Origin of the sequence: Bacillus sp. EKM420B, assembly GCF_011065565.1 — a bacterium.
Classification (GTDB): domain Bacteria; phylum Bacillota; class Bacilli; order Bacillales; family Bacillaceae; genus Bacillus; species Bacillus velezensis.
This window is the reverse complement of the sequence record NZ_JAAMNX010000002.1, coordinates 946,558-961,606: the sequence shown is the minus strand read 5'-3', so window position 1 is coordinate 961,606 and position 15,049 is coordinate 946,558. Positions and strand designations below refer to the sequence as shown.

The following is a 15,049-nucleotide window of genomic DNA, read 5'->3' as shown; positions in this document are numbered from 1 at the left end:
TCCCTCAAGTGTGATACCTTATATATCGGCTCAGTCTTCACATTTTGTTAACATTTCCTCCTTTTTTATGACTTGATTTTCATTGCCCAAGCTTCCTGCATATCTTATAAAAAAAGATAGGGGGCGCGCAGATGATTATCATATCCGGCCAAGTGCTTCGGCCTCAGGACATCGCGAACTGGCAGACGGAAGAAAGCCTTGTTCCGTATATAAATGACCTGCTCAATTCTCCCGTACAATTCGATTACGGGTCGATTGCTGAACTGATGTTCGAGGTGCGGCTGCGCCGCCATATTGTGGAAGCCGCAAGAGAATTGCACGGATCAGGTGTGAAATTTGCAACTTTCGCCAAAACATACGGAAATACGGCTTATTGGAGACTGACGCCGGAAGGAGCCCTGGAGCTGAAGTACAGGATTCCCGCTTCAAAAGCGATTCGGGACATTATTGAAAACGGGGCGTTTTACGCATTTGAATGCGCTACCGCCATTGTTGTGATTTATTATCTGGCCGTCTTAAAGACAATCGGTGAAGAACGGTTTAACCGGCGTTTCCGGGATATCACTTTGTATGACTGGCACTATGAGCACCTGCCGATCTACACGGAAACCGGCAGCCACTTTTTACGGGGAGATTGTTTATATTTTAAAAATCCTGATTTTAACCCTGCAAAGGCTCAGTGGCGGGGAGAAAATGTCATTGTGATGGGGAATGATCAATATTTCGCCCATGGTCTCGGGATTCTGACCGCTGAACAAATCATCCAGAGATTGAATTCTTTAAGAAAAAAAAATGCCGTGCAGCCGGCTTATCTGCTTAACCAGGCAACAAGGCTTGATGCACCCGCGCTTTATCAGATCATGCATTAAAACAATCCCATCGTCTGTCATTGTGACGATGGGATGTGAAATGCTTTTCTTTTCCGGTAAAAAGCCGTCGTGCCGAGCGCTTGGTTTGCAGCCCATTCAAACTTCTCTAAATCATGGCGGGTGACGGCTCTGTCCCGTCTGCTCCATTTAATGGCGCGGACAAAGTAATACCCTTTAATCGGCGCCATGGTGACTTTGGAATGCGGAAAATCTTCAAAGACAAACTCAATAATCCCTCTTTTTTTATAGGACATTTGAAGAATCTTCATCATCCATCACCTCACGATTTCTGGATTATGATTCGCACAATCCGTCCAAAACGGTTTTCACGTCTGTCGGCCCTTCAAGTTTCGCGGCGGACTGGCCGGCCCATAAAGACATATACTCCGCGTCTCCTGATTGAGCCGCGTGCCCGCGCATCGGCTTTGTCAGCGTATTATGCAGCGGATAAGGCAGCGTTTTTCCCTCGTCAGCTTCATATGTTTTCATGAACTGATTCACGATCCCCCGCGCCTGTTTTCCCGAAAACAGGGTGGTCAGCCGCGTATCGGCTCCTTTTGATTCGGCAATGGCTTTTTGGTATGCCGGTGAGGCGCTGCTTTCTTCACAAAGGAGAAACGGTGTTCCTACTTGAACGCCGTCCGCACCCAAACATCGGGCCGCCTGCACCCCGCGGCGGTCAAAAATGCCGCCTGCCGCAATCACCGGGATATCCAGCGCGTCTTTAGCCTGCGGAATCAGCGCCATAAGGCCGAGAGCCGGTTCTCCTTTAACCGGCAGAAACGACCCGCGATGCCCGCCGGCTTCTATTCCCTGAAGGATAACGGCGTCCATTCCCCGTTCTTCAAAAGCCTTCGCTTCCTCCGGCGTTGTCGCTGTGCCGAAAAGGAAACAACCGCTTTTCTTCAGCTTTTCCGCCGTTTCTTCCGGCGGCAGGCCGAAGGTGAATGAACACGCTTTGACTCCGTAACGGATCAGAAGCTCCGCTTTTTCCTCGAAATCATTCCATTCTTCTTTCAGATCAGAGAACGGCTTAGCGTCTTTTGCCCTCGGAATGCGGGCTTTCCATTTTTCAACAAGTTCCGCCTCAGGCATCTGTCTTTCTTCCGGGACGAAAAGATTTACTTGAAAGGAGCGGTCCGTCAGCTCTTTCATCTCGATAAGCTGTTTTTCAAGCGCTTGCGGGCTGACGTATCCTGAAGCGAGGCTTCCGAGCGCCCCTTCATTTGATACCGCCGAAGCCAGACGCGGCGTGACCAGCCCGCCGGCCATCGGGGCCTGAATGACGGGCTTTGTTAATGATAATGGACCCATCCACTCACTCATTTGTTTTCCTCCGTTTCAGCCAGTATTTTGATATAACATGTTCTGTTTCGCGGACCGTCAAATTCGCAAAAATAAACGCCCTGCCATGTTCCGAGTATCAGGCGCCCGTCTTCTATGATGACATGCTGAGAGGCGCCGGTTGTACTCGCTTTCATATGTGCCGCCGTATTTCCCTCCATATGCCGGTCCAGTTCGTGCTCCCACGGATACACTTCGTCAAACCTGCGGAGCATATCCCTTTTCACATCCGGGTCGGCATTTTCATTGATGGTAATGCCGGCGGTGGTATGTGGACAGTATATGAGCGCCAAACCGTTTTTTACGCCTGTTTCGCGGAGAAACAATTCGGCTTCATGTGTGATGTCGATCATTTCATCCCTTTTGTTTGTTTGAATCTGCAATTTTTTCAGCATATGAATGCCTCCTTTCTTTTTCTCTTCCTTTCCCATATTCGTTTCTGTATTTGTCTTTTCCTGTCGGATCGCGATGATAAACGCAGATCACAAAAAACTTCAGCCTCGGGACTGAAGTTTTTCACCATATATACACGCGGGCCTCATAAGGCTTTAACAGAAAGGATGTCACATGGCGGTGCGCTTCTGTTTCCGCGTTTGCAAGCACGAGAGAATCGGAGTCAAGCGGATAACCGGGATGCCTGTATAAAGCGGGGGTTCGGGACAGATTTGTGATGATCAGGGCGGTTTTTGTTCCGTTTTTTCTTAGATAGGCATAAATCTGCCGGTCATTCGGAAGCAGCAATTCATAAGTTCCGCTGATCAATACGCCATGTTCTTTCCTGAGGGCGATCAGCCGTCTGTAGAAATGGTATACGGATGTTTCATCCTGCAATTGTGATGCGGCGTTCAGCCATGTGTGGTTCGGATTCACTCCGAGCCACGGAGAAACATCAGAAAACCCGCCGTTCGCCTCACCGCTCCATTGCATCGGTGTCCGTGAATTATCCCGGCCCTTCTTCCAGATGATCTTCATCACTTGTTCATGCGGAACGCCGCGGGACGTCTCTTTTTCATACAGATATTTAATTGCGGCGTCATCATAATCTTCAATGGATGGGAACGAAACATTGGTCATGCCGAGCTCCTGTCCCTGGTAAATAAACGGCGTGCCTTTCATCAGCATATACATCGCGGCGAGTGCCTTGGCGCTTTCTGTCAAAAACCGTTCGTCACCCCATACCGAAACGGAACGGGGCTGATCATGGTTCTCCATAAATAACGCGTTCCATCCCTTCCCTTCAAGGCTGTTCTGCCAGTCGGACAAGACGCGCTTAAGCGCCGGAATGGAGATGCTTTGATCATCTTCCGTATCCCAGAGGCCGAGATGTTCAAATTGAAAAATCATTTGAAAGACGCCGTTTTCTTCACCGGCCCAATCAGCCGCCTCCCAAGCCGCCACTCCGTTCGCCTCGCCGACCGTCATGATCGGATAGCGCGAAAATGTTTCCCGCTTCAGCTCTTTTAAGAGATTTATTATGCCTTCCCCATTCATATGATACGGGAAAGACGGGACGTACGGGAGACCGTCCGGGTTCGGCATATCAGGGAGCCCTTCTTTTTTCTTAATGTGAGAAATGGCATCCACCCGGAAGCCGTCTATGCCTTTATCAAGCCACCAGCGGACCATCTCATAAACGGACTGCCTCATCGCTTCGTTTTCCCAATTTAAATCAGGCTGTTTTTTGTCAAACAGGTGCAGGTAATACTGGCCGGTCTCTTGATCATATTCCCACGCTGATCCGCCGAAAATGCTTTCCCAATTATTCGGCTCTTTGCCGTTTTTTCCGTCTCTCCAGATGTACCAGTCCCGTTTTTCGGAATCTTTCGCTGAGCGTGATTCGATAAACCAAGGGTGCTCATCGCTTGTATGGTTGATGACAAGGTCTATAATCAGCTTCATGCCGAGCGCATGGACATCCGCAAGGAGCCTGTCAAAATCCTCCATCGTCCCGAATTCGCCGGCAATTTGTTTATAATTCCGAATATCGTAGCCGTTGTCCGCGCCCGGCGAGTCAAAAACGGGACAAAGCCAAATCACATCCGCCCCCAACTCTTTTATGTAATGAAGCTTTGCTCTGATGCCGTTAATATCGCCGATTCCGTCCCCGTTCGAATCCATAAAGCTTCGGGGATAAATTTGATAGACGGCCGCCGTTTTCCACCAATCCGTTTTCATACCGACACTCCTTTCTTTACAGCATATGAAGAAGCGGGACGAAGAAGCATTTTTTTCCATAAAAAAAGCCTCATTGCAAAAGCAGGAGGCTCAGAAATCAGTTTTTTTAATTTCAACGAAGCGGATATGATGGTCTTCCGCTTCCAGCACCTTAAATTCACACCCTTCGGCATGAAACACATCACCATTTTTCAGCTCCATTTTTTGTGTTAAGAGCCAGCCGGCAATCGTGTCAATGTCTTCATTTTCGATGGCGATATCAAGGAGATCATTCACCTCTTCTATGAGCGCCTTGCCGTCCATCACATAATGGTGTTCGCCTTTTTTGACGATGTGGGGCATTTCATCCTGGTCATATTCATCACGGATTTCCCCGACGATTTCCTCCAATATGTCTTCGACGGTCACAAGTCCCGCCGTGCCGCCGTATTCGTCAACGAGAATCGCCATATGAATCCGCTCCTTCTGCATGCGGAGCAAAAGCTCCTGAACAGGGATGCTTTCAATGACTCTGATGACCGGGCGCATCATTTCTTTTAATTCAATGGAGCGGCCGAGAAAATACGCTTTAAATAAATCCTTATTGTTAATAATGCCGAGAATGTGATCTTTGTCTTCCTTAATAACCGGATATCGCGTATACCGTTCGTTGATGATCAAATGTATGGCTTCATCAACTGACTGTTCAAGCGAGATGGCGGCGATTTCGGTGCGCGGCACCATGATTTCTCTGGCGACCCGGTTATCGAATTCAAATATTTTATTGACGTAACGGAATTCAGATTGATTGATTTGACCTTTTTTATAGCTTTCGGACAAAATCAGCCGCAATTCTTCTTCACTGACCACGACCTCATGTTCTTTCACCGAATGAAAACCGAACAGCTTGACCAAAAATCCGGCTGAGCCGTTTAACAGCTTAATAAACGGATACATCACTTTATAAAACAGAATGAGCGGTTTCGCCGTCCACAGACTGACGGCTTCGGCTTTTTGAATGGATATCGTTTTCGGCGCAAGCTCTCCGATGACGACGTGCAGATACGTGACGGCGATAAACGCCGCAATAAACGTGACGACGTGCGTAATAGATGACGGCATTCCGATCAGGCTGAAAACAGGATGAAGAAGCCGCTGAATCGTCGGTTCACCGAGCCAGCCGAGTCCGAGCGCCGTAATCGTAATGCCGAGCTGGCACGCTGATAAATATTCATCGAGATTTGAAATCACCCTGTGCGCCGCGAGCGCCCGGCTGTCTCCGGTTTCAACCAGCTCCGCGATTTTTGAACCGCGGATTTTGACAATCGCAAATTCCGCAGCGACAAAGATGGCCGTTAATCCGATTAACAGCATAATGAGAATCAGTTTTAATATAAGCAAAAAAACCCCTACCGCAAACGGTAAGGGGCCACCTCCTTCGTGTTAATTCTCATCACGACCATTTAAGAAAATCATCACAAAACGAAGCAGCTCGAATAATGAAACGAGCGCCGCAGCCACATACGTCAGCGCGGCGGCGTTCAGCACTTTATTCACGCCGTGTTCTTCACTGTTGCGAATGAATCCTTCCGACACGATAATCCGCTTCGCCCTCGCGCTGGCATTAAACTCGACAGGCAGTGTGACAAGCTGGAAAAAAACAGCGGCCGAAAACAAAATAATGCCGAGTCCGATTAAGTTCAAGCTGCCCAGGAGCATCCCGCCCAAGAAAAGCAGAGGGGCAACCCCCGAGGCAAAATTGACGACCGGAAAAATTTTGTGCCTCAGCACAAGCGCGCCGTATGATTCCTGATGCTGCAAAGCATGTCCGACTTCATGGGAAGCGACGGAAATGGCGGAAATGGAGCGGCCGTAATATACCGGCTCAGATAAACGCACCACCCGCTCCGTCGGGTCGTAATGGTCTGTTAAAGTGCCTCTTACCGGTTCTACCGGCACATCATATAAACCGTTAATATCAAGAATCCGTCTTGCCGTTTCCGCCCCCGTCCGCTGACTGGAGGCTTCCACATCTGAGTATTTCTGAAAATTGCTTTTCACTTTAAATTGTGCCCAAAACGACAATCCCAATGCAGCAATTGTTAAAAAGATAAACAGCATATTATCCTCTTCCTTTTTCTCTTATATCGTACGATCTGCTTATATATTATTTTAATGATTGCCCGCTTTCCTGTACAGAAATCCGCTTCTTTTTTCTGACAGGAATTAATCCTCCGAGCATGATGAGGATACACCCGGCCATTCCGATGTAAAACGGAAACGTGCCTGCGGTCTCTTTTGCAAAAACAAGCCATGAAAATCCGCCGGACATGTGATTGTATCCATTCAAATCGAAAATAAGCAATACGGCCGCCGAAGCGAGCAGCTGCGCTCCGGCCAGCGCCGCCAGCAGTTTTTGAATGACCGTCATTTGACTCACCCTTTTTCGGTCAGCTTTCTTTATCATATGAAAAAATAAGGGTGAATATGTTTTCGGCGAATTTTGAAAGACATCAAACGAACTGGGACATACTGTATAAAAAAAGATACAGGTGTGATCGACATGAAAGTGACAAATGGCGAAAAAGAACAGCTGAGCAATGCGATAGACAGAATGAACGAAGGGCTTGACGCCTTCATCCAGCTCTATAATGAATCGGAAAACGACGAACCTCTCATTCAGTTTGAAGATGAGACGGCCGATTTAATCAGACATGCGCGTGACTCATACGGCCAGGAACAGCTGGACGAAAAACTAAATACCATTATTAAGCAGATTTTATCCATCTCTCTGTCGAAAGAAGAGCCGGACGAATGAAATCAAACCGTATATTTATTTCCTGGCTGAGATGGCCGTTATATGTTCGGATCGGACTGATCATTATCGCCTTGATCTTATTATTCGGCCAACTCATTTACATGCTCGAACCGAAGCAATTCACGTCTGTGTTTGAAGGGGTTTGGTGGGCGGTTATTACGGTGGCCACAGTCGGCTACGGCGATTACGTTCCGCAGACGCCGCTCGGGCAGATTGCCGGCATGGTGCTTGTATTAAGCGGAGCGAGTTTTGTGACCGCCTATTTCGCCACGCTTTCTTCAGCCGTATTCAGCAAACAGCACCGCTATGTCGAAGGGAAGGTCGCCTTTAAAGGCAAGGGGCACGTCATTCTTATCGGATGGAATGAAAAATCGCATATGCTGCTGAAAGAACTGCAGCACATCGCACCGTCAAAAACTGTCGTCCTGATTGATGATTCATTAAGGGAAGGGCCGCTTATTGAAAACGTCCATTTCATCCGCGGACATGCCGCTGATGACAGCACGCTCAATAAAGCGAATATTACGGAAGCCGATACCGTCATTCTGACAGCGGATCAGCAGAAAAATGAATCCGAAGCTGATATGCTGTCGGTATTAACGCTTCTCGCCATCAAAGGGCTGCATCCGTCCGTTTATTGTATCGTAGAAATTTTAACGGAACGGTATGTCAAAAACGCCGAGCGCGCAGGAGCCAATAAGATTCTGTGCACATCACGCCTGTCGAGCCGGGTGATGTTTGAGCATTACCGGGTCAAGCTGCAGCTTGCCAAACCGCAAACGCTGTCAGATCTGACGCTGGAGAAAAAGGTGCGCATCATTCCCGTCCCCGAGGAACTGAAGGGCTCATCTTATCATGACTGTGCGCTCTATTATCTCAAACGGAGTACCACGATCATCGGCATACAAAAAGAAGAGGGGCCGATGCTGACCCCTCCCCTGTCATACCAGGTGCTCGATACTGATCTGTTTTTGGCTCTTTAATGCAGCAGGACGTCTTCCAGCTCTTTCACAAGCGAGATGCCGATATCTGTATATGAGCGGTCAATTGCCGCATCCCGCCGTTTCGGCTCGGAGAATTGGTTGAATAATGCTTCAAAAACACCGCCGCCTGCTGCATCATCCGTTTCCTGCTGATAAACGTGCCTGAGCAAAAAGGGTGTGCCGATTGTAACGGCGGCCCCCCGTTCATCCAGGTGTCCCTTATTTGCTTCAACAGGGATACGGAGAAATAAATAGCCGTCCTGATCGGAAATTTTGTAATCAAAGAACCCGCGGTCATACTCCCAGCCGCCTCCGATGGTATAACCGATCGGTTTCATCACCAGTTCCAATTCGCGGAGTAAAAACGATTGCCCTTCAAGTGAAGATGGTATGCTGATCATGTGCATATGCTCCTTTTTGTCTTTAGCGTCCCCGCTCTGCGGCATCTTCATACGGCGTCCGGGAAGAACCGGGAGCGGCAGACAGACGCTGAAAAGAGGTGACGGCGCATTCAATCAGAACATACGTCACAATTGCGGAGAGAACGGCTTCCGTTGAAATATAGAAAACGGCGGCATAGAGACAGCACTTCGTGATCAGCGTATGCATCCGGCCAATCTTCAGTTTCAGCCGGACCATGTCCGTAAACAAGCCGAGAGGGAAAGCGAAAAACAGGATGGTTTGCAAGAGGGATTCAGGAGACAGTTTTAGTGCCGAATAGACGATAGCGGCGGAACAGACGGAAATGAAGACATGCTTACATAAAAGCCGCATCAATTCATCATCACACCTTTCACGGTTTAAAAAAGGCTGACCCGTCATGCTGAGGGCCAGCCCTTCTTTTTATTTTTCAAGGCGTTTTTCAAGCTCTGCTTTTTTCTCTTCAAAGCCCGGTTTGCCGAGAAGCGCGAACATATTCACCTTATAGGCTTCAACACCCGGCTGATCAAACGGATTGACTCCGAGCAGATAACCGCTCATCGCCACCGCTTTTTCAAAGAAATAGACGAGATATCCAAATGTATATGCGTTAAGCTCCGGAATGTTGACGATTAAGTTCGGTACTTTTCCGTCTGTATGGGCAAGCATCGTACCTTGGAACGCTTTTTTATTGACGAAATCGACCGTTTTGCCGGCTAAGTAATTTAAGCCGTCGAGATCATTTTCCGCTTCTTCAATTGTCAGCTCATGCTTCGGTTTTTCAACGTTTAATACGGTTTCAAACAGATCGCGTCTGCCTTCCTGCACGTATTGACCGAGAGAGTGAAGGTCTGTTGAGAAGTTTGCGGAAGAAGGATAGATGCCTTTTTCATCTTTTCCTTCACTTTCGCCGAAGAGCTGCTTCCACCATTCCGCAAAGTATTGCAGCGCAGGCTCATAGTTGATGAGCATTTCAATGGTTCTTCCTTTATTATACAGAACGTTGCGGACGACGGCGTATTGGTAAGCCGCGTTCTCTTCTAATTCCGAGCTGGAAAAGTCTTTGCTTGCATCAAGAGCGCCTTTCATCATTTCATCGATATCAGCCCCGCTTACCGCAATCGGCAGAAGGCCTACCGCAGTCAGAACGGAGAAACGTCCGCCGACATCATCAGGAATAACGAATGATTCGAAGCCTTCTTCATTAGAAAGCGTTTTTAAAGCGCCGCGCTCTTTATCTGTTGTCGCGTAAATCCGCGCTTTCGCTTCTTCTTTTCCGTATTTTTCTTCAAGAAGTTTGCGGAAAATCCGGAAAGCGATTGCAGGTTCCGTCGTCGTGCCTGACTTAGAAATGACATTGATAGAGAAATCAGCGTCTTCCAAAAGGTCCATAACATCTTTCATATAAGTTGAGCTGATATTGTTGCCGATAAAGATAACTTGAGGGTTTTTGCGCTTATCTTTCGGCAGAACATTATAGAAAGAATGATTGAGCGCTTCAATCGCCGCGCGGGCGCCTAAGTATGAACCGCCGATACCCACGACGAGAAGCACGTCTGAATCTGATTTGATTTTTTCAGCGCTTTTTTTAATGCGCGCGAATTCTTCTTTATCATAGTTTTCAGGGAGGTCCACCCAGCCTAAAAAGTCGCTTCCGGCGCCTGTTTTTTCATGGATATTATGGTGTGCCGTTTTTACGAAATCACGTGCGTATGTAAGTTCATGTTCATTGAAAAAAGGTAACGCTCTTGAGTAATCAAAGCGTACATGCGTCATTTGCTTGTCCCTCCATCACGGTGAATTGTTTTCTCTTCCACTTTATATGAACTCCACCTCTAAATCAAGTCATGAAGAAGGCATGATGAATACGGGATTTGCGCTAAAGATGCGTTCATTTTTTATACAATATCCCGGATTCGAAATGGTTATATTTGTAATAATCGTGAAAGAAGTAACGAATCGAATGTTGGTGATCCAGGAACGTATCACCTTTACTTTGGAGCAGGTTGACATCCATCGCCAATACCGATGGGACGGTTCTTTTTATATAGTACTCCTCTTGAGAGGATGCCGTGCAGGTATATTAAGTAATAAATGTCCATTTTTAAAAATAGTGTCTATATTTGGGGTATCATGTTAAGATGAAAATAATTTTAAATCGGGAGGTGATTTTATGACTAAAACCATTGGTCTTATTTGTGGAAGTTTACGAAAAAACTCGTATAATCGAGTGATTGCTCAATCATTGATTGACTTCGATAATGCGGCTCAATTTCGCTGGGTTGAAATAGACAGTCTTCCTTTTTTTAACGAAGATTTAGAAATCGCCGGAGCACCAGACTCCGTAACATCCTTTAGAGCTGATATACGAGACGTTGACGGCGTCATCATTGTAAGTCCAGAGTACAATTCCGGAATTCCGGGGGTATTAAAAAATGCATTGGACTGGGCATCGAGACCGCGGACCTCTTCTGTTTTAAACAGAAAACCGGTTGGCTTAATCGGCGCAACCCCCGGAGGGTTCGGCACCTCTTTTGGTCAAATGCAAATGAGAGAAGTACTCGAAGCTATGCAAGTCAATGTTCTGCCCTTTCAAAAAATGCTGATTTCGCAAGTCCATGAGAAAATTGATTCCGCTCAAAACATACTTACGGATGAACAAACAAAACGTTATCTTCAACGCTATTTACAACAGTTCATCCATTGGATTGATCATGCTCCGGTTCCCGTTCCGGATTAATTGAAGGATCATCACCCTCACGAAAAGTCACCTCAGAAATAACTTTCTATCTATACAGCATATGAATAGATTTACCGTTTTCCATTGACAAACTGACTTGCCTTAATTCAAGGAGGATGATAAAATGTCTGATCTTTATTCCCGTCTTTCAAAAGATGATGCTGCCGTGCTTTTAGTTGACCATCAAACCGGCCTTATTTCCGGTCTCGTGCGTGACTATGGCGTTGATGAATTTAAAAACAATGTATTGGCTCTCGGTGATACGGCTAAATTCTTTGATTTACCGGTTATTTTAACAACCAGCTTTGAAAATGGACCCAACGGACCGCTCATGCAAGAACTCGCTGATCTCTTTCCTGATGCGCCAAAAATAGCCCGTCCCGGACAAATTAACGCATGGGACAATGAAGACTTTGTTAAAGCCATTGAAGCGACCGGCAAAAAACAGCTGATTATCGCGGGGGTGGTAACAGACGTCTGCGTTGCTTTTCCTGCGCTTTCTGCCATTAAAGCAGGCTACGAAGTGTTTGTTGTGACAGATGCTTCGGGGACGTTTAATAAGCAAGTAGCAGATGCTTCATTAACCCGTATGGCTCATGGCGGCGCGCAGCTTATGAACTGGTTCAGCGCAGCATGCGAGTTACAGCGTGATTGGCGCAACGACGTTGAAGGTTTTGGCGCATTAATCTCCAGTCATCTTCCCGGTTATCAAAACTTAATGGGAAGCTATATGGGGGCGCAGCGGGACCTTAGTACACAAAATGCATAAAAAGGAGCGCTGATTGAATCAGCGCCCCTTTTTTAAATTCGCGGCTCTTCATCTTCATGATTTAGATTGCGTGTAAACAGATGACAGGCAATCACAAAGTTAATTGGTCCTTTTCTGCTAAATGTACAGAAACAGGGAGTCAAAGCCGCATCATGTGATACGAAACGATTTCCATAGTTGTCTCATGGCAAAGGGTGTTTCACTTGCTCCTAATGAACTAATAGAAAATCCGGAAAGAGGGACTCCCAAAACGGTTACATCTGCAGCTTGAAAACCACTCCGGCCTGGAATGTGATCTTACAGTGACGCTTTTAAGATGGCAAGTACGTCATCTTTGTTCAGTTTTTGGAAATTGCCGAATCCGCCGTATTCCATTTCTTTTGCGGCGATGTCTGCGATCAGCTCAAGCTTGTCTTCACCGATGTCATAATCCGCAAGGCGGGACGGCGCGCCGAGGCTTGTCCAGAATGCGGACAATTTATCGATTCCTTCAAGCGCAATTTCTTTATCCGTTTTGCCTTCAGTATCAATGTCAAACATATTAAGCATGAGGTTTTTAAAACGGTCTACATTCGTATCAAGCGTGTATCTCATCCAGTTCGGGAACAGAATCGCAAGTCCTCCTGCGTGAGGGATGTCATAAACCGCTGATACGGCGTGCTCCATCGTATGGGAAGCCCAATCGCCGAAATAGCCCATTTGCAGCGTGCCGTTTAATGCGATCGTACCCGCGTATAAAATCGTTTCGCGGTGCTTATAGTTCTCAAGGTCTTCCAAAAGTTTCGGCGCTGTTTCAATTACCGTCTGAAGGACCGCAAAACACATTCTGTCCTGAAGCGGCGTGTTTTCAACATTGTGGAAGTATTGTTCAAATACGTGGCTCATCATATCCACCATGCCGTATACGGTTTGGTTTTCCGGAACGCTGAAAGTATTCTCTGGATCTAAAATGGAGAAACGCGGATGAGTGACATTGCTGCCCCATACGAATTTTTCGTTTGTTTCCCAATTTGTGATAACGGAATCAGGGTTCATTTCAGAGCCTGTCGCCGCAAGCGTCAGCACCGTGCCGAACGGGAGCGCGTCCTGCGCCGTTACTTTTTTGCTGTAAATGTCCCATGCGTCGCCGTCATATTTCGCACCGGCCGCAATCGCTTTTGTACAGTCGATGACACTTCCGCCGCCGACTGCGAGAAGGAAATCAATCTCATGCTGTCTGCACAGCTCAATTCCTTTATTTACCGTTTCCAGACGCGGGTTCGGTTCAACGCCCGCAAGTTCATGAACGGTTGCGCCTTCTTCTTTTAAGATGCCTGTTACTTGGTCATACAGGCCGTTTCGCTTAATGCTGCCGCCTCCGTAAACAAGCAGCACGTTTTTCCCGTATTGCTTCAGCTCTTTTTTCAATTGGTCGATTTGACCTTTTCCGAAAATCAGTTTCGTCGGATTGTAGTACGTAAAGTTCTCCATTTATCATGACCTCCAAAAAAATCGTAAGGGAATTACTATAACACAGAAAAAAAGGAGCTGCCAATCCGGCCGCCCCCCTTTATGTTATTACAATGATGCTTTCAGTATCGCAAGCACATCTTCTTTCTGCAGTGACTTGAACTGTCCGAATGCTCCGTTTGCCATCGCTTTATCTGCAATCGTATCCAGCTTCTCATCAGAAATATCATAATCAGCGAGTCTGTTCGGAGCGCCAAGACTCGTCCAGAAATCAGACAGCCTGCTGATTCCTTCAAGTGCGATCTCTTCATCTGATTTGCCTGTCTCGTCAATATCGAAAACACGGACGGCAAGCTGTTTAAAGCGGGCCGGATTTTCTTTGAGCACATGTCTCATCCAGTTCGGGAACAGAATCGCTAAACCTCCGGCGTGCGGTATATCGTAAACCGCTGATACCGCATGCTCGATGTTGTGTGTGGCCCAATCCCCTCTTGCGCCCATTGACAGCATTCCGTTTAATGCGATCGTGCCTGTATATAAAATCGTCTCACGAAGCTCGTAGTTCTCCAGATCATTGATCAGCTTCGGCGCTGTTTCAATCACCGTGCGCAGAAGCGATTCACACATCCGGTCCTGATACGGCGTGTTTGACGTGTGGTGGAAATATTGTTCAAACACATGGCTCATCATATCGACCATGCCGTAAATAGTGTGGTCTTTCGGAACGGTAAAGGTGTTTACCGGATCGAGAATAGAGAATTTAGGGTAAACGAGCGGGCTCCCCCATCCGTATTTCTCTTGTGTCTCCCAGTTTGTGATGACTGATCCGGAGTTCATCTCTGAACCGGTCGCCGCAAGTGTCAGCACTGTTCCGAACGGCAGCGCTTCTTTCGGCTGGTGTTTTTTCGTGACGATATCCCACGCGTCGCCGTCATATTTAGCGCCCGCCGCGATGGCTTTCGTGCAGTCAATGACACTTCCGCCGCCGACGGCCAATAAGAAATCGATGCTGTTTTCTTTACAGAGCGCAACACCTTTGTTCACCGTTGAGACACGCGGATTCGGCTCTACGCCTGCCAATTCATGTACGGTAACTCCGGCTTTTTTCAGCAGTTCGGTTACTTGATCATAAAGACCGCTGCGCTTAATGCTGCCGCCTCCGTATACGAGCAGTACGTTCTTTCCGTACGGCTTGATTTCTTCAGGAAGTTTTTCGACCTCTCCCTTTCCGAAAATCAATTTGGTCGGATTCCAATATGTAAAGTTTTGCATGACATCTCCTCCTTTGGATTTATATTATGCAGAAAGTTGACGTTCAATGTAAAGCAATCCGCTTTTTTGACGGCACACATCACACGGTTTACAGACAGCGGCTTCCCGGGAAAGGCACTTGTACAGCTTGAGACAGTGTGTGATTTACACGGCAGAGAATGTAGTATGCATAGATTCTTTGCTTTGTCACAATCTATAACTGTTTCACGAATTCATAGAGGAGGTTGTTTA

17 protein-coding genes are annotated in these 15,049 nt (G+C 47.2%); 5 read left to right on the top strand and 12 right to left on the bottom strand.

Going from position 1 to position 15,049, the window contains the following annotated elements; genetic code table 11:
- Window positions 1-131: 131 nt before the first annotated feature.
- Window positions 132-869: a protein-glutamine gamma-glutamyltransferase gene (locus G9F48_RS09875; protein WP_043867366.1), complete on the top strand. Its 738-nt coding sequence runs from the start codon at window positions 132-134 to the stop codon at window positions 867-869.
- Between the two features lie 17 nt (window positions 870-886).
- Here G9F48_RS09875 and G9F48_RS09870 read toward each other — a convergent pair whose 3' ends face one another.
- The 7 genes from G9F48_RS09870 to G9F48_RS09840 form a co-directional block, all read right to left on the bottom strand.
- Entirely contained in the window at window positions 887-1,138 is a 252-nt protein-coding gene (locus G9F48_RS09870) for a hypothetical protein (protein WP_070082269.1), read from the bottom strand.
- 25 nt (window positions 1,139-1,163) lie between these two features.
- Window positions 1,164-2,195 (bottom strand): NAD(P)H-dependent flavin oxidoreductase, encoded by a 1,032-nt coding sequence (locus G9F48_RS09865; RefSeq protein WP_103526672.1) that lies wholly within the window; start codon window positions 2,193-2,195, stop codon window positions 1,164-1,166.
- Complete coding sequence (locus tag G9F48_RS09860) at window positions 2,192-2,608, bottom strand: secondary thiamine-phosphate synthase enzyme YjbQ (protein ID WP_102422034.1); 417 nt, start codon at window positions 2,606-2,608, stop codon at window positions 2,192-2,194. The genes G9F48_RS09865 and G9F48_RS09860 overlap by 4 nt, the downstream gene beginning before the upstream one ends.
- A 121-nt stretch (window positions 2,609-2,729) precedes the next feature.
- Window positions 2,730-4,388 (bottom strand): glycoside hydrolase family 13 protein, encoded by a 1,659-nt coding sequence (locus tag G9F48_RS09855; RefSeq protein WP_165409413.1) that lies wholly within the window; start codon window positions 4,386-4,388, stop codon window positions 2,730-2,732.
- A gap of 90 nt (window positions 4,389-4,478) precedes the next feature.
- A complete protein-coding gene (locus tag G9F48_RS09850; RefSeq protein ID WP_103526669.1) occupies window positions 4,479-5,768 on the bottom strand; it encodes a hemolysin family protein in 1,290 nt (429 codons plus the stop codon).
- Between the two features lie 42 nt (window positions 5,769-5,810).
- Window positions 5,811-6,488, bottom strand: coding sequence for a zinc metallopeptidase (locus tag G9F48_RS09845; RefSeq protein WP_003152125.1), 678 nt, complete (start codon window positions 6,486-6,488; stop codon window positions 5,811-5,813).
- Window positions 6,489-6,534: 46 nt separating this feature from the next.
- Window positions 6,535-6,798, bottom strand: coding sequence for a hypothetical protein (locus G9F48_RS09840; RefSeq protein ID WP_014305698.1), 264 nt, complete (start codon window positions 6,796-6,798; stop codon window positions 6,535-6,537).
- A 132-nt stretch (window positions 6,799-6,930) separates the two neighbouring features.
- On the opposite strand from G9F48_RS09840, the gene G9F48_RS09835 reads away from it, so the two are divergent.
- Both G9F48_RS09835 and G9F48_RS09830 read left to right on the top strand, forming a co-directional pair.
- Window positions 6,931-7,185, top strand: coding sequence for a protein mistic (locus tag G9F48_RS09835; protein ID WP_003152123.1), 255 nt, complete (start codon window positions 6,931-6,933; stop codon window positions 7,183-7,185).
- Window positions 7,182-8,168 carry a potassium channel family protein gene (locus tag G9F48_RS09830; protein WP_003152122.1) on the top strand — a complete coding sequence of 329 codons (987 nt, stop codon included), beginning with the start codon at window positions 7,182-7,184 and terminating at the stop codon, window positions 8,166-8,168. Before G9F48_RS09835 ends, G9F48_RS09830 begins: the two co-directional genes overlap by 4 nt.
- Here G9F48_RS09830 and G9F48_RS09825 read toward each other — a convergent pair.
- The 3 genes from G9F48_RS09825 to G9F48_RS09815 are packed head-to-tail and all read right to left on the bottom strand — an operon-like array spanning window position 8,165 to window position 10,364.
- Window positions 8,165-8,569, bottom strand: a complete 405-nt coding sequence (locus tag G9F48_RS09825; protein ID WP_165409412.1) for a YugN-like family protein — start codon at window positions 8,567-8,569, stop codon at window positions 8,165-8,167. The genes G9F48_RS09830 and G9F48_RS09825 overlap by 4 nt on opposite strands.
- A 22-nt stretch (window positions 8,570-8,591) precedes the next feature.
- On the bottom strand, window positions 8,592-8,990 hold the full coding sequence (locus tag G9F48_RS09820; protein ID WP_003152119.1) for a hypothetical protein: 399 nt from the start codon (window positions 8,988-8,990) through the stop codon (window positions 8,592-8,594).
- Window positions 8,991-9,011: 21 nt separating this feature from the next.
- Entirely contained in the window at window positions 9,012-10,364 is a 1,353-nt protein-coding gene (locus tag G9F48_RS09815; protein WP_014472188.1) for a glucose-6-phosphate isomerase, read from the bottom strand.
- A 397-nt stretch (window positions 10,365-10,761) separates the two neighbouring features.
- Between G9F48_RS09815 and G9F48_RS09810 the strand changes: the two genes are divergently transcribed.
- The gene (locus G9F48_RS09810) at window positions 10,762-11,328 is read left to right on the top strand and encodes an NADPH-dependent FMN reductase (RefSeq protein ID WP_003152115.1); all 567 of its coding nucleotides are present in this window, start codon (window positions 10,762-10,764) and stop codon (window positions 11,326-11,328) included.
- Between the two features lie 124 nt (window positions 11,329-11,452).
- On the top strand, window positions 11,453-12,097 hold the full coding sequence (ycaC, locus tag G9F48_RS09805; protein WP_003152112.1) for an isochorismate family cysteine hydrolase YcaC: 645 nt from the start codon (window positions 11,453-11,455) through the stop codon (window positions 12,095-12,097).
- Window positions 12,098-12,394: 297 nt separating this feature from the next.
- Here the strand turns inward: ycaC and G9F48_RS09795 are convergent, their stop codons facing one another.
- Window positions 12,395-13,567 (bottom strand): iron-containing alcohol dehydrogenase, encoded by a 1,173-nt coding sequence (locus G9F48_RS09795; RefSeq protein ID WP_003152109.1) that lies wholly within the window; start codon window positions 13,565-13,567, stop codon window positions 12,395-12,397.
- Window positions 13,568-13,654: 87 nt separating this feature from the next.
- Window positions 13,655-14,818: an iron-containing alcohol dehydrogenase gene (locus tag G9F48_RS09790; RefSeq protein ID WP_007408652.1), complete on the bottom strand. Its 1,164-nt coding sequence runs from the start codon at window positions 14,816-14,818 to the stop codon at window positions 13,655-13,657.
- Window positions 14,819-15,049: the final 231 nt, after the last annotated feature.

Bases quoted from the DNA above. Each gene is read 5' to 3' on its own strand.
- G9F48_RS09875 (WP_043867366.1), top strand. From the start codon at position 132: ATGATTATCATATCCGGCCAAGTGCTTCGGCCTCAGGACATCGCGAAC.
- G9F48_RS09870 (WP_070082269.1), bottom strand. From the start codon at position 1,138: ATGAAGATTCTTCAAATGTCCTATAAAAAAAGAGGGATTATTGAGTTT.
- G9F48_RS09865 (WP_103526672.1), bottom strand. From the start codon at position 2,195: ATGAGTGAGTGGATGGGTCCATTATCATTAACAAAGCCCGTCATTCAG.
- G9F48_RS09860 (WP_102422034.1), bottom strand. From the start codon at position 2,608: ATGCTGAAAAAATTGCAGATTCAAACAAACAAAAGGGATGAAATGATC.
- G9F48_RS09855 (WP_165409413.1), bottom strand. From the start codon at position 4,388: ATGAAAACGGATTGGTGGAAAACGGCGGCCGTCTATCAAATTTATCCC.
- G9F48_RS09845 (WP_003152125.1), bottom strand. From the start codon at position 6,488: ATGCTGTTTATCTTTTTAACAATTGCTGCATTGGGATTGTCGTTTTGG.
- G9F48_RS09840 (WP_014305698.1), bottom strand. From the start codon at position 6,798: ATGACGGTCATTCAAAAACTGCTGGCGGCGCTGGCCGGAGCGCAGCTG.
- G9F48_RS09835 (WP_003152123.1), top strand. From the start codon at position 6,931: ATGAAAGTGACAAATGGCGAAAAAGAACAGCTGAGCAATGCGATAGAC.
- G9F48_RS09830 (WP_003152122.1), top strand. From the start codon at position 7,182: ATGAAATCAAACCGTATATTTATTTCCTGGCTGAGATGGCCGTTATAT.
- G9F48_RS09825 (WP_165409412.1), bottom strand. From the start codon at position 8,569: ATGATCAGCATACCATCTTCACTTGAAGGGCAATCGTTTTTACTCCGC.
- G9F48_RS09820 (WP_003152119.1), bottom strand. From the start codon at position 8,990: ATGACGGGTCAGCCTTTTTTAAACCGTGAAAGGTGTGATGATGAATTG.
- G9F48_RS09815 (WP_014472188.1), bottom strand. From the start codon at position 10,364: ATGACGCATGTACGCTTTGATTACTCAAGAGCGTTACCTTTTTTCAAT.
- G9F48_RS09810 (WP_003152115.1), top strand. From the start codon at position 10,762: ATGACTAAAACCATTGGTCTTATTTGTGGAAGTTTACGAAAAAACTCG.
- ycaC (WP_003152112.1), top strand. From the start codon at position 11,453: ATGTCTGATCTTTATTCCCGTCTTTCAAAAGATGATGCTGCCGTGCTT.
- G9F48_RS09795 (WP_003152109.1), bottom strand. From the start codon at position 13,567: ATGGAGAACTTTACGTACTACAATCCGACGAAACTGATTTTCGGAAAA.
- G9F48_RS09790 (WP_007408652.1), bottom strand. From the start codon at position 14,818: ATGCAAAACTTTACATATTGGAATCCGACCAAATTGATTTTCGGAAAG.